The organism is Hahella ganghwensis DSM 17046, from assembly GCF_000376785.1.
Taxonomy (GTDB): domain Bacteria; phylum Pseudomonadota; class Gammaproteobacteria; order Pseudomonadales; family Oleiphilaceae; genus Hahella; species Hahella ganghwensis.
Genome location: NZ_AQXX01000090.1, coordinates 26,125 through 46,532, shown reverse-complemented (window position 1 = coordinate 46,532; position 20,408 = coordinate 26,125). Strand labels below are relative to the sequence as shown.

General features: G+C 50.8%; 13 protein-coding genes. 2 read left to right on the top strand and 11 right to left on the bottom strand.

Annotated elements, in window-relative coordinates; translation table 11 throughout:
* From F566_RS38165 to F566_RS32205, 4 genes are all read right to left on the bottom strand, one after another.
* A partial coding sequence (locus F566_RS38165; RefSeq protein ID WP_020406327.1) for a transposase occupies window positions 1–159 on the bottom strand: 159 nt, incomplete at its 3' end.
* 610 nt (window positions 160–769) lie between these two features.
* Window positions 770–1,294, bottom strand: coding sequence for a hypothetical protein (locus F566_RS0107245; protein ID WP_020406325.1), 525 nt, complete (start codon window positions 1,292–1,294; stop codon window positions 770–772).
* A 357-nt stretch (window positions 1,295–1,651) separates the two neighbouring features.
* A complete protein-coding gene (parE, locus tag F566_RS0107240; protein ID WP_020406324.1) occupies window positions 1,652–3,547 on the bottom strand; it encodes a DNA topoisomerase IV subunit B in 1,896 nt (631 codons plus the stop codon).
* Window positions 3,548–3,717: 170 nt separating this feature from the next.
* Window positions 3,718–6,327: a S8 family peptidase gene (locus tag F566_RS32205; RefSeq protein WP_020406323.1), complete on the bottom strand. Its 2,610-nt coding sequence runs from the start codon at window positions 6,325–6,327 to the stop codon at window positions 3,718–3,720.
* Between the two features lie 258 nt (window positions 6,328–6,585).
* Here F566_RS32205 and F566_RS0107230 point away from each other — a divergent pair, with 258 nt between their 5' ends.
* A complete protein-coding gene (locus F566_RS0107230; RefSeq protein ID WP_020406322.1) occupies window positions 6,586–8,271 on the top strand; it encodes an amidase in 1,686 nt (561 codons plus the stop codon).
* Window positions 8,272–8,341: 70 nt separating this feature from the next.
* On the opposite strand, the gene F566_RS0107225 is transcribed toward F566_RS0107230, so the two are convergent.
* The 7 genes from F566_RS0107225 to F566_RS0107195 all read right to left on the bottom strand — a co-directional run bounded on the left by F566_RS0107225 (window position 8,342) and on the right by F566_RS0107195 (window position 18,280).
* On the bottom strand, window positions 8,342–8,980 hold the full coding sequence (locus tag F566_RS0107225; protein ID WP_020406321.1) for an MBL fold metallo-hydrolase: 639 nt from the start codon (window positions 8,978–8,980) through the stop codon (window positions 8,342–8,344).
* 98 nt (window positions 8,981–9,078) lie between these two features.
* Window positions 9,079–11,565: an EAL domain-containing protein gene (locus F566_RS0107220; RefSeq protein WP_020406320.1), complete on the bottom strand. Its 2,487-nt coding sequence runs from the start codon at window positions 11,563–11,565 to the stop codon at window positions 9,079–9,081.
* A 139-nt stretch (window positions 11,566–11,704) separates the two neighbouring features.
* Window positions 11,705–12,097 (bottom strand): response regulator, encoded by a 393-nt coding sequence (locus F566_RS0107215; RefSeq protein WP_020406319.1) that lies wholly within the window; start codon window positions 12,095–12,097, stop codon window positions 11,705–11,707.
* A 146-nt stretch (window positions 12,098–12,243) separates the two neighbouring features.
* Window positions 12,244–12,771 (bottom strand): hypothetical protein, encoded by a 528-nt coding sequence (locus F566_RS32200; protein ID WP_020406318.1) that lies wholly within the window; start codon window positions 12,769–12,771, stop codon window positions 12,244–12,246.
* An 82-nt stretch (window positions 12,772–12,853) separates the two neighbouring features.
* A complete protein-coding gene (locus F566_RS35305) occupies window positions 12,854–16,630 on the bottom strand; it encodes a 7TM diverse intracellular signaling domain-containing protein (protein WP_169334436.1) in 3,777 nt (1,258 codons plus the stop codon).
* A gap of 150 nt (window positions 16,631–16,780) precedes the next feature.
* The gene (locus tag F566_RS0107200; protein WP_020406316.1) at window positions 16,781–17,551 is read right to left on the bottom strand and encodes a substrate-binding periplasmic protein; all 771 of its coding nucleotides are present in this window, start codon (window positions 17,549–17,551) and stop codon (window positions 16,781–16,783) included.
* Between the two features lie 129 nt (window positions 17,552–17,680).
* Complete coding sequence (locus F566_RS0107195) at window positions 17,681–18,280, bottom strand: TetR/AcrR family transcriptional regulator (protein ID WP_020406315.1); 600 nt, start codon at window positions 18,278–18,280, stop codon at window positions 17,681–17,683.
* Between the two features lie 303 nt (window positions 18,281–18,583).
* Here F566_RS0107195 and F566_RS0107190 point away from each other — a divergent pair, with 303 nt between their 5' ends.
* Entirely contained in the window at window positions 18,584–20,380 is a 1,797-nt protein-coding gene (locus F566_RS0107190; protein ID WP_020406314.1) for an acyclic terpene utilization AtuA family protein, read from the top strand.
* Window positions 20,381–20,408 lie beyond the last annotated feature (28 nt).

Below are 20,408 nucleotides of genomic sequence, written 5' to 3'. Positions count from 1 at the left end.
GATCCAGCGTCGAACCAGATTGGCATTGAGCCCGTTATCCAGAGCGATGGCAGAAACAGAGACCCCCGGCTGTTGGCAGGCAGCAATAATCTTAGCTTTAAATTCTGCGGAATATTGGCGACGTTTTCTGGAGGAGCGAGGTGCGCTTATGACAATCATAACAAGTGTCCACTAAAAAATAAGTGGACACTATCCAGTCAGTTGGTAGCGCGCTCAAGATGGGGTTACCGGACGCTTACGGCTCAAGCGCTAATAAGGGCTAATAAGAAGCTGTATTCAGGCGTGTGCGAAGCTGTGACAGGAGCAGCTAAAATGCTTGGTGTAAACGGAGTTTTAAACTTTTGGATACTTAGCAATATTAAGAACCATAAAATCCCAAAACAGGACCTGCATGAAGCCCTGAAGAACGGTGGAGCCAGCTCGGTCCAGTCTGAAGACAAAATTAATCATCGGTTTAAAGTGGGGTCCAATGATGGCCTGAGAGCTTTACCGTTTAAAAGCAATTTACATTTGGCGACATTGAAAATATGAAATGGAATGGTTCAGATCTGATCTGAACTTCTACAGATAAGTGCAAAGAATATCTGTGAAGACAAGGTGTCTGACTCTGCGAGTCTGACACCTCCTTTGTAAACTCAGGTTCATGCCGAAACAACGGGTCAGACTCGGACTTACAGCTGGAATCAATTCCCGTCCATATAACAGCTCACCATCAATTTCTTACCCTCAGAGTCATAAGAACCCTTTATCTCTTGAGATAGTATAGTTTTCAGCGTTTAACGTTAGCCACCGTCAAGTGCCCTTCGTCGCTTTTCCAAAAATAGACACTACCAAGATCATTGTATTGGTATACAGTTTGAGTCGGCCAAGGTAGATCATGATAACGATGATATTGAATGAGTTTAGGATATTCTCGCTCACTGAGCTGGACCTCTAATACCTCGTCAGGCTCTCCTAGCTTTTTAATTACAAAGTCAGAGGTTTCCTCTCTATTAATACCGGCAAATAAGGCAACTCTACTGCCGTTTACCTTAAGATGAACTTTTTCAATTACATCTTCGGTAAATTCTTCTCGCTTGATGTGTAAAATATCTGAGACAATTTTGCCTTGCTCATCCTCTAGCCAGACTGATGAAAAGTTGTTATTTAAAAAACCTTTAACGACATAAGAAGCACCATTTTTCGGTACAAATGACAAGCTTTCCTCCAAGATTTCCGGCGTTTCGGAGTCGACCAAAGGCGAGAGAAGTGCTCGAAATTCGGAAGGGTAGATACGAGCGGCTCTTAATTCCAATACCGTCGCTTTTGCGGGAACGACCACCTTGAAGTATTAATTACAGTAGCATGCGGGCCGGAGGCTGCACTCTTCAGATTGGAATATCCTGCACAGCCGCTCATGAAGGCAACTACAATGAAGGGCAGCAATATTAGCCCTGAGTTTAAAAAGCTACTTTTGTTTTTAACTAATAGCATGTAATTTTCCTTCAAGTTTGTGGGAAATTATTAGAAAGGGGACCGATCTATTATTTTCTACCGATGTCTGACTCTAGGACTCTGACACCGCCACTCTGAGCTAAAGTTTATGCAAACCAACGGGTCAGACTCGCAGAGTCAGACCCGGAGTGTTCTATAAATACGTACTGAGCAGCGATTAAACCGCAATCTCCGCCAGATTCCCCTTCGATTCCAACCAGCTCTTACGGTCCCCTGCCCGTTTCTTGGCCAGCATCATGTCGAGCATCTCGTTGGTGCTGCCGTCGTCATCTTCGATGGTGAGTTGCACCAGGCGGCGGGTATCGCGGGCCATGGTGGTTTCGCGGAGTTGCATGGGGTTCATTTCGCCCAGGCCTTTGAAGCGTTGGACGTTGGGTTTGCCCTTTTTCTTTTCGGCGGCAATGCGGTCGAGGATGCCCTGCTTCTCGTAGTCGTCGAGGGCATAGTAAACGTCTTTACCAATATCGATCCGGTACAAAGGTGGCATGGCGACGAAGACATGACCGGCGTCAACCAGTGGACGGAAGTGTCTGGTGAACAGAGCACACAATAGGGTGGCGATGTGAAGACCATCAGAGTCCGCATCGGCAAGGATACAGATCTTGCCATAACGCAGGCTGCCCAGATTGGTGGAGCCAGGATCAACCCCCAGGGCGACGGCAATATCGTGCACTTCCTGAGAGGCCAGGATTTGCTCGGAATCCACTTCCCAGGTGTTCAGGATTTTACCGCGTAAAGGCATGATGGCCTGATACTCTCGGTCCCGCGCCTGTTTGGCGGAACCGCCTGCCGAATCCCCTTCCACCAGGAACAGTTCGCTCTGCATAGGGTCGGTACCGCTACAATCAGCCAATTTACCGGGCAAAGCAGGGCCCTGTGTGACCTTTTTACGTTCGACTTTCTTGGCTGCTCGCAAGCGCCTCTGGGCATTGCTGATTGCCAGTTCTGCCAGCAGCTCCGCGTCGGCAGTATGCTGGTTCAGCCACAGGCTGAATGAATCTTTCACAACGCCGGAAACGAAGGTGGCGCATTCCCGTGAGGAAAGGCGCTCTTTGGTCTGACCGGAGAACTGGGGCTCCTGCATCTTGACTGACAGGACGTAACAGCACTTATCCCACACATCCTCAGGGGTCAGTTTAACTCCCCGTGGCGTCAGGTTACGGAATTCACAGAACTCCCTGAGCGCCTCCAACAGGCCGGTCCTCAGACCATTAACGTGGGTTCCTCCCTGCGCGGTGGGAATCAGGTTCACATAACTTTCAGTGATCATCTCTCCCCCTTCCGGCAACCACTGGACAGCCCAGTCAACGGCTTCGGTATTGCCTGCCATCTGGCCGATAAAGGGCTCTTCAGGCAGAGTGACCAGTGTCTGGGTAGTGCCACGCAGATAATCTCTTAACCCGTCTTCGTAATACCACTCGTCTTTGTCACCGGTATTTTCGTCCCGGAAAGTGACTTTCAGGCCAGAACAGAGCACCGCTTTGGCCCGAAGAATATGACGCAGTCGGGACAAAGAGAATTTGGGGGAATCGAAATACTTGGGATCGGGCAGGAACTTAACCGTGGTACCGGTATTGCGCTTGCCGCAGGTATCCACCACTTCCAGATCATTGGTTTTGTCACCATTGGCGAAAGTGATTCGGTGAACCTTGGCATCACGACGGATGGTGACTTCCAGGTTCAAAGACAGCGCGTTCACTACAGATACACCGACCCCGTGGAGACCACCGGAGAATTGGTAGTTCTTGTTGGAGAACTTACCACCGGCATGCAGTTTGGTCAGAATCAGTTCAACTCCGGGCATCCCCTCTTCTTTATGAACATCCACAGGCATACCACGACCATCATCAGTCACCGAGAGAGAGCCGTCCTTATGCAAGACCACATCCATTTGCCGGGCATGGCCGGCCAACGCTTCATCCACACTGTTATCGATGACTTCCTGCGCCAGGTGATTGGGCCGGGTGGTATCGGTGTACATTCCGGGCCGCCGACGTACAGGATCAAGGCCATTTAAAACTTCAATAGAATCAGCATTATAGTTATCGGACAAGTGAATACTCCTGCAAACTTACATAACCGCGAGGCTGCTGACAGCATTATCAGAGCCTGCAAATTGGCAAAATGTACCTAGGGTAGCCAAGGGTTTCAATGGCTGAATGCGAAACCCGAGAGGAAAAGTCCCGGTTTGGCGCGACAAACCGGGTAATTAATCGCTGTCAATCAGTCCTGCAGTCTGCGATACCCGCCACCTGAGCCCTGGTTTTCTGTAGAGCTGCTGGACACAGCTTCGCTGTATCCGGTGGAAAATACCAGCCCACTGCGATCCGCAGTGATTTCCACGGTCTCAGGTCGACCTGTGATCGGATAGAATCCACAGGCTTCACCTTCATCACAGATCAGTCCATCGTCATCGTTGTCGCTTCCTGCCACCAGCATATAGATACCTGCTGGCACATCCGTCACTGTAAAGGTGTATTCGCCGTCCACAGCGTCTGCAACGGCCTGATAAACATCAGTGTCGGGGGTTCCCTGATCGGCAGCCACAGAGGCATCATCCACGAGCAGAATGTAATGACGTCCAGCATCGGGTGAGCTGCTTGGGTCTACCAGCACCAGGGTCACGGGGATAGACAATGTATTGTTCTTTGCTGGCGAGCCAGACTTGGTAGAGGTGTACTCAAACAAGACTTCACCGGGATAGCTGACACCGAGATCCAGCCCCGTGTCATCCACCGTTACATCATAGGTGGTGCCATCCATCGGGCCGCTCTCCAAAATACTCAACCAGGCGGTGGGACCATCTGAATTGACGCTGAAACTATCCAGCGTCACGCCGCTGGGAATGGTCAACGTCACTGTCTCAGTGCCACTATTGGTGAAGGTCAGACTACTGGCGTCAGCACTGAGTGTCGGATAGATCGTGGCACCAGCGGCCTGAATCGCTTTGGCGGCATCAATCAAACCGTACCCGAAAATATCGTCTCTGCCCGCTTCACCCAGATCCACCGTCATAGCGCCACTCTGCAGCAACGTATTGGCATCACTGGAATTGAATGACTCTGAGTCGGTATTGCGAACTTCTTTCATCAACGCCATGACCCCCGCCACATGGGGAGTTGCCATGGAAGTGCCCTGCAGGTAGGCGTAGGTCAGCTGAACAGTGCCGCTACTGTCATTCCCCCAGGTTGAAAATATGCCGTTACTGGAGCTGGATGACATGTCCCCGCCGGGCGCCGCCACATCAACAGTAGATCCAAAATTGGAGTAATAAGCCTTCTGATTACTGCGCCCAGTGGCAGATACGGATATCACCCCGGAATAGGACGCAGGGTAGGATAAATCGCTGGTATTCTCGTTTCCGGCCGCCGCCACCACAATCACACCGGCACTGATAGCGTCAGCTACCGCTTCACCGAGTGAGGCAGAAAACCCCGGTCCCCCCAGGCTTAGATTGATCACATCAGCTCTCTGAGTAGGTAAGGTTCCTGAGCTATTGGAAAGTCTGGCTGCGTAGCGGATTCCCTGAATCAAGTCCGCATCCGTGCCACTGCCACCAAGCCCCAGCACACGAATCGGCATGATGCGGGCATCAAAAGCCACCCCAACGCCACCAAAGCCATTGGTTTGAGCAGCAATCGTTCCGGCTACGTGGGTACCGTGAAAACTGCTCTCGCCGATGGTACTGTCACCAGGATCATTCGGGTTCGAGTCTATCCCGTCCCCATCATTGGACAACGATGTGGAGCTGACAAAATCATACCCCACGACCGACGCACCATTTCGCAATAATTGATTGGTCAGGTCCGGATGATTCACCAGTACACCGGTATCCAGAACCGCCACAACAGTGCCGTTCCCCGTGCTTTCCTCCCAGGCGGTGGGAAGATTGATCTGCGGGTAATGCCATTGACGGTCGTATTCCGAATCGCCCGGTGTGACTTCATAGGCTTTCCGGATGTAATTTGGCTCAGCCAACAGGATATCCGGCCGGGAGCGAAGAGATTCAATCATATCCAGCGTTTTGGATTTTTGCTCCGCCCGACTTAAACCGGTCAGGCGCCTCACCCCGTCGGAAGATTCTTCATTGAATCTGAACACCCCATGGGTACCGGCATCATTCATTCTCTGCGTGAAATAACCCGGTAGAGGCTCATTCGCCACACTGCTGGCGGAAAGACCCGGTGCATACCGAATGATCGCCTCTCCAGGAACGAAGTCCGCATTCACGCTGGAGTCGGTTAAGGCAGCTATATCCGTTCCACTGGCAACATTCAGCAGATAGGTGGAAGGGCCGCTGGCATTGATAATCTCAATATAGAATTCACCGGAATCCGGGGCAGTGAACGTCAGCGACTCGCCGTCGGTGATCGTATCGGAGTCCACGGCAACTGTGGGGGCAGTCTTGCGATACAGGGACGCGGTGATATTCGTCGAGAACCCAGTTGCCGCATCGTAGGCCTCAAGGGTCACTTTCTGCCCGGTAATCAGGGTCGTCAGATAGACATCCGTGGTGTCAACGAAGTAGGAAAAGCCAGAGCTGTAGACTCCCGAATTATTGCTGACATAGCCAGCCAGAATAGAGGGATTTGGAACCCGCTGAGCACTGGTAGACGAGTTATTCACTGGTGTAATACTGGAACCGCTGGTATCCGAGGTATCACCGTCCACATAGACAAATTCAGGAATCGTAATCCGGCCGCTGACATCATAAGGCCCTTCATCGACTGTCGAGGTACTGCTTCCTCCACCGCCGCCTCCACCGCCTCCGCAGGCTGCCAGTAAAGCAGCGAAAGAAACCATGATGAAGACACAACGCAGGCCCTGGGGCATAACATGATCCTTAACAACAAGAGATAAAGTTTCTTTTTAGAGTATAGTTCAAGATAACTGTTATAGTGGCCTTAAATGAAGCGATGACAATAAGTTAAGTGTTTCATTCTGTTTCAAAATTTTGGTGACATCGGGCTTTAGAAATCCTCCAGAGCACTCTAAAATTACCACCCTGTTTGTTGTAGATCCCCCAAACCGGCCCGGTGAACTACACTAAATCGATAACAATAACTCATAATACCGTCGCGGATGTCATCTATGCCCTACGACTTGAAATCCCTGAAAGTACCGCGTTTGGCGGGAGCTCCACTAAAGTCCATCGTCGCGTTGATGGAAAACAACTACTCACGCACCTTACTCTCACCAGCGCTGATGCGTGAAACCGGCGCAGCCAAAATCCGTAGCACGCCACTGGACACACCTCCTACTTATCTGCCCAAACACGCTTCCGGGCGTCAGATAGCAGCGGAAAGAGCCAAGGGCACCCTCGAAATTTTCGCAGAACCGGACTTCCCGGCGACAGAATCGCCTCTGCCCAGTGTCATGGATTACGCCAAAGCCTACCGCAGTGGTCATATCGGTCCGCAAGAGATTGCAGACAAAGTCATTGCTGCGATCATCGAAAGTGATCGCGAACAGCCACCACTGAGAGCCATTATCACCACATTCGATCAGGATATTCGGCGACAGGCCGGTGAGAGTGCGCAAAGGCTGGCTGACGGACAACCGCTGAGTCTTTTCGACGGTGTCCCTGTGGTCGTGAAAGATGAGATAGACGCAGTGCCCTACGCAACCACAGTCGGCACCAAGGTTTACGGAAACACCAACTCTGCTGAGCATGATGCCACAGTTGTTGCCCGACTGCGTGCCGCCGGTGCGGTTATCATTGGGAAGGCCAACATGCAGGAAATCGGCATTGGGGTCACGGGAGCCAACAGCCATCATGGTCATTGCCGAAACCCCCATAACCTGCACCACTATCCCGGGGGGTCATCCAGTGGTAGCGCGGCCTCGGTTGCGGCCGGTTTATGCCCTGTGGCGGTTGGAGCTGACGGTGGAGGGTCCATCAGGATACCTGCCGCACTCTGCGGACTTGCCGGGCTGAAACCTACTTGGGGGCGGATCAGTGAACACGGCGCGTTCCCGCTATGTTGGTCGGTTGCCCACATCGGCCCGATTGGTCAGACGGTCGATGATGTGGCTATGGCTTATGCACTCATGGCCGGAGCAGATCCACTGGATTCTTTCAGCATTGAGCAGCCATTACCCCACCTCAGTGAATACCGCAACAAGGACCTGAGCGGCCTGACTATTGGAATTTATTCCTCCTGGTTTTCACACGCCTCCAGAGAGGTGGTGCAGAAGTGCCAGCTTGCCATAGAAAAACTCAAGTCACTGGGAGCGACAATCAAAAACATCACCATCGAAGACCTCGACCTCCAACGTATCGCCCATGCATTGACCATCAGCTCAGAAATGCTGGCCGCGGTGGACACGGAGTACCGGAGAAACAGCAAGGACTTTGCCCTGAATACCAGGCTGAATCTGGCCTTGGCAAAAATTTTTTCCAGTACCGACTATGTCAAGGCTCAACGAGTACGAACTCTGGCCATCAACGAATTCAACCGGGTCCTGCAGGAAGTGGATATCATCGTATCCCCCTCCACGGCCATAACCGCAACATTGGTTCAACAGGAATCCGAAGATAGTGCGGAAAGCAATATCCAGGTGCTGACGGAACTCATGCGCTTTGCTTTTCCTGCCAATCTGACAGGACTTCCAGCATTGACCGTGCCGGTTGACTACGATGACAAAGGCCTGCCTATCGGTCTGCAGTTGATGGGCAAAGCCTGGCATGAACATCTGTTACTGCGTTGCGGTAAAGCCCTGGAGGGCATGTGTGAGAGAAAGCGGGCGGCTTATTCGTTTAATATGTTGAGATAGGCTCAGAACCCCACATCAGGAAACAGGGGTCAGACTCGCAGAGTCAGACCCCGAATTGATTTGAACAGACTTACAGGTCTTTCACAAATGGATTGCTACGCCGCTCCTGCCCAAAGGTGGACATAGGTCCGTGGCCGGGTACAAATGATACGTCATCCCCTAACGGCCAGAGTTTGCTCCGAATGGAATGGACGAGAGTGTCATAATCACCCCTGGGGAAATCCGTACGGCCGATAGATCCGTTAAACAGAACATCTCCAACCAGCGCCAGTTTAGTCTCCGGGTGATAGAACACCACATGGCCGGGTGTGTGCCCCGGGCAATGAAAGACCTGCAGAGTTTCCTCGCCAACGGTCACTATATCGCCATCTTTCAGCCAACGGTCCGGCGTAAAGGTGCGAGCCTGTGGAAATCCGAACATTGCGCTCTGCTGGGGCAATGCATCAATCCAGAATTTATCTTCCCATTCCGGCCCTTCTACCGGCAGTTCAAACTGGTCCGAAAGATTGGCAGTCGCCCCGGCATGATCTATGTGGGCATGAGTCAACAGAATCTTTTCCAGTGTCAGGTCATTGTCGGTCAGAACTGACTCGATTTTGGGGATATCTCCGCCAGGGTCCACAACGGCAGCCTGACGGGTCTTATCACACCAGATAACACTGCAGTTCTGCTGAAATTGAGTTACGGGAACGATTTTGTATTGAAGCATATATCCTCAGTCACCGGATGGATCAAAAAACCGGTTGGATCAAAAAAAGAGTAGGCTGCTTTCAGGCAGTATATGGGGAGGACACCGATAACGCCACCTCAGCGCAACAGATCAGTACCGCTCTGCTGGTTCTCTATCAGGCGGATTTCAAATACATCTGCCGGCATGGGCCTGGAAATATAGAACCCCTGCACAAAGTCACAGCGAAGCTCCTTCATCACGGCCATTTGCTCCTCGTTTTCAACCCCTTCTGCCAGGAGTTTGAGACCCAGTGCATGCCCCATTTCGATGATGGCGGTCACAATGGCCAAGTCATCTTCATCCTCAGGCAGATCACGAATAAACGATCGGTCAATCTTGATCATATCCACGGGATAGCGTTTCAATGACGCCATATTAGAAAAGCCTGTACCAAAGTCATCAACAGCCATTCGCACACCAAACTTTCGCAATCGATTGAGTTTGTTCACGGCTGTATCGATATCTTGCGCCAAGGCACTCTCCGTAATTTCCAGCTCCAGCAGCTGTCCGTCAACATCATATTCTTTCAACAGTTCAGCGATCTGCTCGACAAATTCCGGCGAGGCAAACTGTCGGGGGGACACATTGACGGCAAGCGACACTGCATGACCATATCGCTCAATACAACCGGCCAGATAGCGAATCGCTGAGCGCAACACATACTCCCCCAGGCGCTCAATCAGGCCATGACTTTCCGCTACAGGAATGAACTCCGTCGGCGAGATCAGCCCTCGACGGGGATGCTCCCAACGCAATAAAACCTCGGCGCCAACGATTTCATTCGACATCAGATTCATTTGGGGCTGGAACACCAGGTGAAACTCATCATTCTGCAGAGCCTTTCTCAAATCGCTGGCCATAGTGACTCTGGCCACCAATTCCGATTCCATACGCGACTCAAATATCACGTAATCATTTTTCCCTGACCCTTTGGCTCTGAACAGAGCTGTATCCGCCTGTTTAAATAGGGTTTTGCAGTCTATTGCCCGCATGCTGGCTGAATAGGGAGCAATACCAATACTGAAACTCAGCTTGACCTCATCAGCCCCAACAACAAAGGGTAAATCGCATAATTCCAGCATCCGCTCTGCGTAATGCACCACCTGATGAGGACCAGTCATGGACTTGAACAGAATGGCGAATTCATCACCTCCGGGACGACTGACGATACAACTATGCGGCAGTGACGACTCCAGACGTTTTGCCATATCCACGAGTAATTGATCCCCAAGCTCGTGACCATAGGCATCATTTACCTGCTGGAAGTTATCGATATCCACCAGAAACAGCGCCAGGTGCTTGCGGACACCTTCCCGCACATTTCTCATTGCCAGCTTCAGCCGGTTTTCCAACTGAATCTTGTTGGGTAACTCCGTCAGAGCGTCATGCTGCTCCTTGAACGAAATTTCTTTTACCAACTCGTTAACGTACTGATTCACCATTCTCGCACGTTTTAACCTGGCCAGAAGATTGGTGCGCAGGCGCCAGGGTTCGATGGGTTTGCTGATGTAATCGTCACCGGCCAGTCGTATCGCTTCCAGTTGGATATCTTCGCTGCTGTCAGCAGACAGGAAGACGATGGGGATATTGGCATACCGAACCTGCTGACGGATGACCTGCCCCAATTCCAGACCATTGCACACAGGCATGTGCAGGTCCAGCACCACTAATTCGGGACGAAAAGACTCCAACACTTCCAGCGTATGTTGCGGCGCGGACAGGCCATAAACCTTAACTCCCGCTTCTTCCAGATTCAGGCGATAAATGTTGATCAGGTCCCCGTCGTCATCCACCAGTAATATACGGTAGGGATCGGACGGCTGCTCCTCGACAATCTCATGCAGACAGGAAATCAACGTGGTCTGATTGAGAGGTTTATTCAGATAAGCTCTGACTCCTGCCCTGACCGCGACAAGACGAGTCTTAAAACCGGAGTAGTGGGATATCACCACAATAGGAATTCTGGCATCGTTGAAAAGCTGCATATCCTGGCAAACCCGGATCTCAGCATTGTCACCCTGGGGTAGCGACACGTCCATGATAATCAGTCTGGGAGCAACGGTCAGGACCGCCTTTTTCAGATCAGGTAAAGAGCTATATAATTCGACTTCATAACCCTGGGTATGCAAGGCCTCGCGAAACCAGCCTGCCATGGAAGGATCGTCTTCCACGATATAGACCAGGTGGTGTTCCGCTTTGCCTGGATGATCGACCTTGGCATCACTGTCATTGACGACCGGTTGAATAAGGGATTTGAGCAATTGCTGCTTGAGTGGATAAAGGATCTTAGGATCACTTTGAAAATCACCGACGTCCATTTCCCGGATGGACCGGTCGAGCTCTTTGGCAAGATTGGATATCTCGGGAAACCCAAAGGTTCTGCCGGAGCCAGCCAGCCGGTGCAGGAGATGCAAGAGATCAGTCAGGGCTGGCCCCTTGTCGGATGAAGATACAGGAGCCTTGGACTGCAACCATAACTGCTCAAGCAGCTCCGCCTTTTGCTCCAACTGGGCCTGGTACTGAGCCCGTATAGAGGATAGTTTCTCTTTAACTACTTCATCCATTCCAGTGCCCTCCTGCATTGGCAGCAAAAAGCCTCATCCACAAACTACCATGATCATGTCGATGGCAACCCCCTCCGGATACCTATCTCCATGTATGATACTATACCGAGACTCTCCTTCCCGGTTGGAACTCAACGGGCTAATTACCATGAGCCTTGGCCCAGAGTCCGCGAACCTCATCAGATAACGTCATGGGATCAAATGGTTTAGGGATCACTCCAATAGCGCCGAGCTGAACGAATTCATCGATCTCAGACTTCTGCACTTTAGCCGTCATAAAAGCTACAGGTATGTCCTGACAAATCGGATTCTGGCGTAGTGCAGCCAATGTAGAGGGCCCGTCCATCTCAGGCATCATGACATCCATCAATATCAAATCAGGCTTTTCGGCCGGAATAATATCCAGCGCTTCTTTTCCTGAGCTGCATAAAATCACTTTGAACCCACCGATAGATTCCAGCGCCATCTGAGCAATAGCCTGAATATCAGGTTCATCTTCCACATAAACGATTTTCTGAATAGGTGGTGCCATTATCCCTAGAATCCCTTTGCAGTTCCTACATTAGTGTAGACCCGTATCACCAATAGGTGAAATTCATGATAGATAACAATCAAATGAACAATAACTACCAGCGTCCTTGCGCATATTCTTCTTGTCTTAGAAGGGTATGAAGTCTATCAGGGTAACGGATATCGCAACAAATGGTTAGTGGAAGTCACCGCCCCGGAGTAGGCCCTGATGCCAGCGATCAACAAGACTGGCTGCACGAACATGACAAAGCGAGGAGTCTCTTCACTCAACATCACCAAAATACTCAACATCAAGCTGGGGACCAAAACCATAAAAACAGTCCCGGCAACGAGGAACACCAACCGCTCACGATACTTGGACATTCTTGCATCGGAAATAAGACCAAGAATAAACTTCACCAGCGCCAGCCCCGCCAGCACTGCTGCAGCGACAGACAGATCGTAACCCAGAAGAAATCCCTGTATGCCCTGTTGCCAGGCTTTAAACAGGCCAATCACAGTAAACGGCATGAGCACGAAAAGAATGTCCGCATAACTCCCCAACAATACGTTGATATCTTGTTCTTCATTGACATGATCACGGCTTCGCATTGGCTTATCGTCATCCTGACCCTGCCTGTCGTGAACCGGATTATCTGCACTGACGACCTGATGGCTGGGGTTTATTGCATTCATGCCTCTATCCTCCCGTTCTTACATTTCTGTCCCGATTCATTCTGTCTCGCTATGCACGATCCCATTGAATGTCTGCTCCAGTTCATGCCTTGGCCGTCTGCTCACTGGCAAGGACTTTTATTACATCCTGCAGGGCAAGATCCGCCTGATAGAACATTCTTTCCAACTGCGTGGGAATCGCCTTGCCGCTTTCGAAAGCCATCTCCAGTTCTTCAGCTTTCTCCGCCAGGACAATAGCTCCCAACGAGGCCGCGGCGCCTTTCAGGCTATGACTCTTACGGTGAGCCAACTCCAGATCACCTTGATCATAGGCCGCTAGTATTTCGTCTATTACCGGAGAGAAATCCACACAAAAGCGATGCTGAATCTGCGCTAACATTCGCTGATCAGGGAAATGCTGACGCGCAACCTCAAAGTTCACTGGCGGCAACTGTTCTAACGATTTCGCAACCTCCTTTTGCGTACTCAGAACCTCGCTTTCCTCATCCGCACTTGCGGAGATTTCCGAATTCAGCATTGCATCTGGATTCGCCTCAAAACTTTCCGCTGTGAGACCGCTACTCAGGTTGGTGGAACAACTACCCAGACCCAACGCATCCAGAGAGGAATCAGTTGGTGCTGTCCATTCAACCAGAGTGGCATATAGGGCAGCCTGCGCAATGGGTTTGCTGATATAATCATTCATTCCAGCGTTCAGGCACTTTTGCCGATCCCCTTTCATGGCATTCGCTGTCATGGCAATAATTGGCAGGTCTTCCATCCCTAGCTGTGATCGAATGCGACGTGTGGCCTCGAATCCGTCCATCACCGGCATCTGGACATCCATCAGCACGGCATCAAATCGTTGGGATTCATCCTGCAGTGCTTTCAACGCTTCTTCACCATTGTCAGCAATGCTGACAATGGCCCCCACCTGATTCAGGTATTCCAGAGCAATCTCCTGATTGAACGGAGTATCTTCCACCAGTAAAACCTGTATCCGGGCCAGTTTGTCAGTGTCTGGGGTATCCGCCTCGTCAGCAGTTGCACACCCTCCACTGGTTACATGTCCAAACAACTTCTGTAGCGTATGCAGCATAATGCTTGGTGTCACCGGCTTGATAAGTGTGGTGAACCCATGGGCTTCCGCTTCTTCGATCAGGTGCTCTTCATTGCTGAGGGCCATGATAATGACCGGCACGTCCTCCAGATAAGGTAAAGCTTTTACCATCAGGGCTGCATCGATGCTACGCATCGCTGCCAGTTGACGATCAACGATAACCACATCGAAATCCGGCCCCTTGACCAGAGAATCCAACGTACTGCGCAAGTTATAGTCTGGTAACAGAACACTGGTCTGGCAGCCGAAAGAAGATAAAATCTCCACCGTCACTTCCCGACCGATATCCTTGTCATCCAACAGCAAAATCCGTATACCCTGAAGATCCCGTACTTCATAAATCCCGGCAGTATCCGAGGAGTACAAATCAAACCAGGCTGTAAAAGTAAAGATACTGCCGTGCTCCTCTTCACTTTCCACCCAGATCTCGCCATTCATCATTTCCACCAGTTGTTTACTGATGCTCAACCCAAGCCCGGTCCCACCAAATTTGCGTGTTGTCGAGCCGTCAGCCTGGGTAAAGGGCGAGAACAATCTGGCGATCTGTTCTTTGCTGATTCCAATCCCTGTATCAGAAACCTGAAACTGCAGGCATACACGATCATCCATTTGCTGGATTTCTTTGATTTTAACGACGATCTCACCATCCGAGGTGAACTTGATGGCATTGTTTGTCAGGTTGACCAGGATCTGCCCTAGTCTTAGAGGGTCACCACGCAAGTGGGTTGGCGTATCCTTGTTTAACAGAACAGACAGTTCCAGCCCCTTGTCGGCCATCTTGTGCGATAGCAGGTCGACCAGATCATTGATCACGTCATTCAGATTAAAACGAACATTCTCAAGATCCAGTTTGCCTGCTTCGATTTTGGAAAAATCGAGAATATCGTTAATAATTCCCAGCAATGATCGTGAAGATGACTCGATTTTGGTCAGATAGTTACGCTGTTTATCATCAAGGCCTGTTTTCAGAGCCAGACCTGAGAACCCTATAATGGCGTTCATGGGAGTCCTTATCTCATGACTCATATTGGCGAGAAACTCACTTTTCGCGGTCGCCGAAGCCTCCGCAGCCTCTCTCTCCCGCTGAGCTTTTTCTTTCTCTTTCCGCTCTGTGATATCAGTAAGCGTACCCTCGAAATATGGCTCGGAGCCATCATTATCCAGCACCAGGTGAGCTGAACTGATCCCCCAGAAAACCGACCCGTCCTTACGTACCAGCTGGCATTCAAAATTGACTACCCGACGATGTTTCAGCAAGGTAACCTCAAACTGCTTGCGGTCTTCTGGTTGGAGATAACACTGCTCGCCGACATTGCCGACTGACTCAATCAGGTCTTCCTGGCTTTCATAACCCAGAATGGCGACCAATGAGGGATTGCCAGACAGGAAACGACCATCCAGCGAGCACTGAAATATGCCTTCACTGGCGTTAGCCCACAGGCGACGGAATTTATGCAAACTCCCCTGCGACCGCTGATTGGCCTCGAGCGCCTCCTGCCTGGCCGCCAAGGCCTGACGCTTGGCGAATTCCATTTCTCTTTTCTGGGTATTAATGCGATCTGCCATGGCCAGCGAAAGAAGCAGCACATTTCCGACACTTCCCAGTTGCGCACCATGTGCGGCCCAGATTCCCAGATCAAAGGCGCCGTAGGTATAGGCCATGGTCACCAGTACGCCCACAACATAAGTACTCCAGGCGAACACAAAATAGCGGGCGGGACGATGTCCCAGTCGCCAGACAAGAATACCGACCACACAGAGAAACACGGCACAAACGGCGGTCAGATAAAGATTCATCTCAATGGCAGTCGCGTAATCAGCGATCGGCGTCATGATCGCAAACCAGATCGCGGTAATGATCAGAAATCGAATGCAGAGATCTGCCAAAGGCATCCTTTCCCGGGTCTGTAGAAACTGCCGGCAAAACAGGAACTGGAACAGGAACAGGAACACCCAGGTAATGGAAATACTCAGTGGCAGCAATAAACTGTTGAACTGGAGATTGCTGAATAACTCCAGTGACCAGGGAATGCCGTCAAGACTGGCCTGGGCCAGCAAGTAGAGACTGATGGCGACCACATAATAAAGATAAGCCGGATCACGAATGGATAAATAGATCAGCAGGTTATATAGCACCATAATCAGCATGGCAGCATAAAATGCCGCCAGGAAAACCACATCGGATACCAGATGATGTTTGTAGTAGCTATCTGAAAAAAGGAAGAACTGAAGGTTTTCCGAACTGTCTGTATCTATACGTATCCATACTTCCGTGATCTGGGACGGAGACAGAGTGAGCGGCATTGCGATTCGCGGCAGGTTAATACCATTATTGGAAAACGGACGATGGTCTCCGAGCGCCCTATGTCCGAGAGTCCCTTCCTGCTGGCGCCAGTACACATCCACCTGATCCAGGAGCGGATAGGCTGCCTCCAGCCACCAAGTCGAATCCGGCCTGACAGTTGATTCCGTATGCAGGGAAAAGTTAAGCCAGAAAACAGAAGGGGAGAATCCACGATTTAAACCATCCAGGGCAGCAGACTCAAACTCAGCAACATGCTCTCCATGGAGAATGTCCTCGATTGCAAGCTTACCTCCCACATCTTCCAAAATAAGAACATCTATCAGCTCTATATACTGGGTTGTTTGCGCCACTACAGGCCCTCTGGCATCAGCCAAAGTCACCGGTCCGACCGATAAACACACAACGACAGAGAAAACGTAAACTAGCCAGCTAGTTCCATTAGGCGGCTGTTTCAACGGGGTCCCCTTTTTAACTGTTCGGGCCAACCATTAAAACAGTATAGATTATAATCAAATAGGAACCTGTATCTTGTCTCCTCAGTAGAAAGATACGAGCCTCATTGATTAACAGTCATCTTCCCCTGTATAGGAGAAGATGACTGTTAATCAATGACCTACCCACATATCGATAATCGTTTGATATTCTCCAGAGTCTTTGAGCTCTTTAAGCCTTTGATCAAACTCGTGTGCAACATTCATCAAGGAAGGGTAGGTAGAATTCTTTGCGAAAGCTAAGGTATAGCCCTTGGAATAAATCACTGTTGGATAGTGGGTCAGCTTATGCTGCAATCCCATCAACTTGATGGTAAAGCTGCCAACAACCTTATCAGCTGGAAAAACATCAATACGATTGCCTTGTGACAACAACCACAGGTTGGTTCTGGAATCAGGCGCAGAATTGAGCAATGGGTGAAGCTCTGCTTCACTTCGATCCCCTTGAAAAATGGTTCTGCCATCTTTATAGGGAAAGGCCTTCCAAAAGCTACTATGGTAAGAATTGCCTGCAATAATCCCTACTTTCAGTCCTTCAGATAGAATTGTATCGTATCCCCTAAAGGCACCCGACCTCCTGTCTCTTGCCACAAAGAAAACGTACTCACTTACCCACAAGTCTTCTTTCGGGAAAAAAAGCCAGGGATCACGTGTTTTTGACCGACTAGTAGACAAGACCGCTTCCGCATCACCATTTTCGACCATATACCAAGCGCGTTTCCAAGGCACTATCTGAAAAGTGACAGGAATATCCATCTCAGAGAAGATTCGGGTAATGATATCAATATCAATCCCTACAATCTGATTATTCTGTACAAACTCAAAGGGCGGAAACTCTTCTCCAACAACCACAACTGAACGTTCGGCAAACGCGGGAATGGACATGGAGGAAACGACCCCAATCCAGAGGCAGGTCACCCAGCTACACCGTCTAAACATATTTATTGACCGATTCTGGCTATCTATATGCTACAAACAAAATAGATTATTTTTTCACTCACGAGGACCAATTTCTTATTTAATTGCAAGAGAAAGAGCTTGTTCAGCAAGATGATTAAGGCTGTAGGGCCCATCCGTTTTATACCAGGTAACCGTCCAGCTTAGCGCCCCCGTGAGAAAACGGCGTAGAATGAAAACATCACCTTTTACCAGGCCGTCTTCCGCTGCCAGTTTCAGGTTGTCCAACCATAGCTGTTCGTAATGATCTCGCAGTTTGAGAATACGTTGCTGATTGGGCTCCGACAGACTACGCCATTCATAAACCAGGACAGTCATGGCCTCTCCTGTCCCCCCCAGAATCGACTCCAGTTCGCAGCGAATCAGCGCCAACAGCCGCTCCCGGGGCGATTCCGCCGCACTAAGAGACTCTTCCATCTTGGCGGTGATGTAAAGAATGGTCTCTTCCATCACGGCAAACAGAATATCTTCCTTGCTGCGAAAGTGGTGGAAGATACTCCCACTTTGAATGCCTACTGATGCGGCCAGATCACGCACTGTTGTGCGCTCGTAACCTTTTTCCTTAAACAGGTGTGCCGCCTTGGACAATAATCTGCCCCGGGCACTTTGAGGATCAGTGATCCGCCCGTCCCGGACCAGTTGTGCGAGTTGATTCATAGGTTGAACTGCCTTTCTATATCGCCTCTCGGCGCTTCGCTATCATCAAACCGGCAGACAAATCGTTCCATTCTATTCGCCTTGTCAGAAAACTCTGGGGCTTGCTCTGCATAAGCCGTAAGGCCCCGCCGATTAAAAATTTTCGATAGTGTATCTTAAAATTGCCGCTTTACAAACCAAGCGCTTGCTTGGTATCGTTTTCCTCACCTAATATCTGTCATGCTGTCGAAAATAGTGAAAAGCCCAGAGGGTTGATTCCAGGCTGACAGAACAATAACAAGACAAAGTGCACAAGGCGGGATTATGAACACAAAATCCAGCATCAGAATTGGCTGCGCGGCGGCCTTTTGGGGCGACACCAACAGCGCGGGCACCCAACTGGTGGAAAAAGGTCAACTGGACTACCTGGTCTTTGACTATCTGGCGGAAATTACCATGTCCATCATGGCAGGCCAGAAAATGAAAGATCCCAATGCCGGTTACGCGGTGGACTTCGTCAGGCATGTCATGGCGCCATTGCTACCGACCTTGAAGGCCAAAGGTATTCGCGTCCTGAGCAATGCCGGTGGGGTTAATCCCATGGCCTGCCGCGATGCACTTCTCGAGGCAGCCAAAGCGGCCGGAGTTGATATCAAGGTCGCTGTGGTTCTGGGTGACAACCTTCTGCCGAAAAAATCACATTACACAGAACAGGACATTCGGGAACTGGACACTGGCGCCCCACTCCCCCCTGTGTGCGTCAGCATGAATGCCTATCTCGGTGCTCCCGGTCTGGTAACCGCCCTGGAAAGCGGAGCGGATATTGTCATTACCGGCAGAGTCGTCGACAGCGCCGTCGTACTGGCCCCTTTGATTCACGAATTCGGATGGGCGATGAATGATTACGACAAACTGGCGCAAGGCAGCCTCGCCGGCCATATTATCGAATGTGGCACCCAGTGTACCGGTGGGAATTTCACTGACTGGCACTCCGTGCCAGGATTTGAGGATATGGGATTCCCCATTATCGAAGTCTCCGCCGATGGCAGTTTTACGGTTACCAAGCCGGAAAATACCGGAGGGCTGGTGAGTTGTGCCACTGTAGGCGAGCAGATGGTCTACGAGATCGGCGATCCACGGGCGTACTTTCTCCCGGATGTGGTGTGTGATTTCACTGGCGTCACCTTGAAACAGGTGGCAGACAATACCGTTAAAGTCACTGGCGCCAAGGGGCTTCCACCAACAGATCTATACAAGGTCTCGGCGACCTACCCGGCCGGATTCAAGTGTACCGCCTCATTTCTGATTGGAGGCCTGGAAGCCGTGAAAAAAGGACAGGCCGTCGCGGAGGCCATTGTCGCCAGAACCACCCGAATACTCGCCGAGAGAGACTTGCCTCCTTTTACTGAAAGCAATATCGAATTGCTCGGCGCCGAAGCAACCTACGGGCCACATTCCCGCGCCGGAAACACCAGAGAAGTCGTCGTCAAAATCTCCTGTAGCCACCCCAAGAAAGAGGCCCTGGTCATATTTTCCCGAGAGATTGCCCAGGCAGCCACTGCCATGACGCCAGGTTTAACCGGCATTGTGGGGGGCCGGCCGGACGTCTGGCCAAAGATCCGACTGTTTTCCTGCCTGGTACCGAAATCGGATGTGCAAGTCAGTGTTTCGGTGGACAATGAAACTTATCCTGTCTCCATCGAAACCTCCGGCGGCTTCAACAGTGATATGGTGCGCCCGCAGACGCCACCTGATACAGCCCTGACTTCAGGCGATTCTGAAGTACCACTGATTAAACTTGCCTGGGCGCGTTCCGGCGATAAGGGAAATCACGCCAATATCGGCATCATCGCAAGAAAAGCGGAATACCTTCCCTACATTCGGGAATCTCTTACGGAGTCTTCCGTAAGAGATTTTATGTCCCATGTGCTTGATTCCACCGAAAGCCGGGTCCAACGCTGGGAACTGCCGGGAATCCATGCTTTGAACTTCCTGCTGAGAAACAGTCTCGGCGGTGGCGGTGTCGCCAGTCTGCGTATCGATCCGCAAGGCAAGGCATTTGCCCAACAGCTACTGGAATTTCCAGTCAAAGTGCCAAGTGAAATCGCGGACACGCTCTAGCCAGCGACAAGCGGACACCAACAAGCCA

Excerpts from the sequence above, each read along its gene's own strand:
- F566_RS32205 (WP_020406323.1), bottom strand. The coding sequence starts at position 6,327 with ATGCCCCAGGGCCTGCGTTGTGTCTTCATCATGGTTTCTTTCGCTGCT.
- F566_RS0107230 (WP_020406322.1), top strand. The coding sequence starts at position 6,586 with ATGCCCTACGACTTGAAATCCCTGAAAGTACCGCGTTTGGCGGGAGCT.
- F566_RS0107225 (WP_020406321.1), bottom strand. The coding sequence starts at position 8,980 with ATGCTTCAATACAAAATCGTTCCCGTAACTCAATTTCAGCAGAACTGC.
- F566_RS0107220 (WP_020406320.1), bottom strand. The coding sequence starts at position 11,565 with ATGGATGAAGTAGTTAAAGAGAAACTATCCTCTATACGGGCTCAGTAC.
- F566_RS0107215 (WP_020406319.1), bottom strand. The coding sequence starts at position 12,097 with ATGGCACCACCTATTCAGAAAATCGTTTATGTGGAAGATGAACCTGAT.
- F566_RS32200 (WP_020406318.1), bottom strand. The coding sequence starts at position 12,771 with ATGAATGCAATAAACCCCAGCCATCAGGTCGTCAGTGCAGATAATCCG.
- F566_RS0107200 (WP_020406316.1), bottom strand. The coding sequence starts at position 17,551 with ATGTCCATTCCCGCGTTTGCCGAACGTTCAGTTGTGGTTGTTGGAGAA.
- F566_RS0107195 (WP_020406315.1), bottom strand. The coding sequence starts at position 18,280 with ATGAATCAACTCGCACAACTGGTCCGGGACGGGCGGATCACTGATCCT.
- F566_RS0107190 (WP_020406314.1), top strand. The coding sequence starts at position 18,584 with ATGAACACAAAATCCAGCATCAGAATTGGCTGCGCGGCGGCCTTTTGG.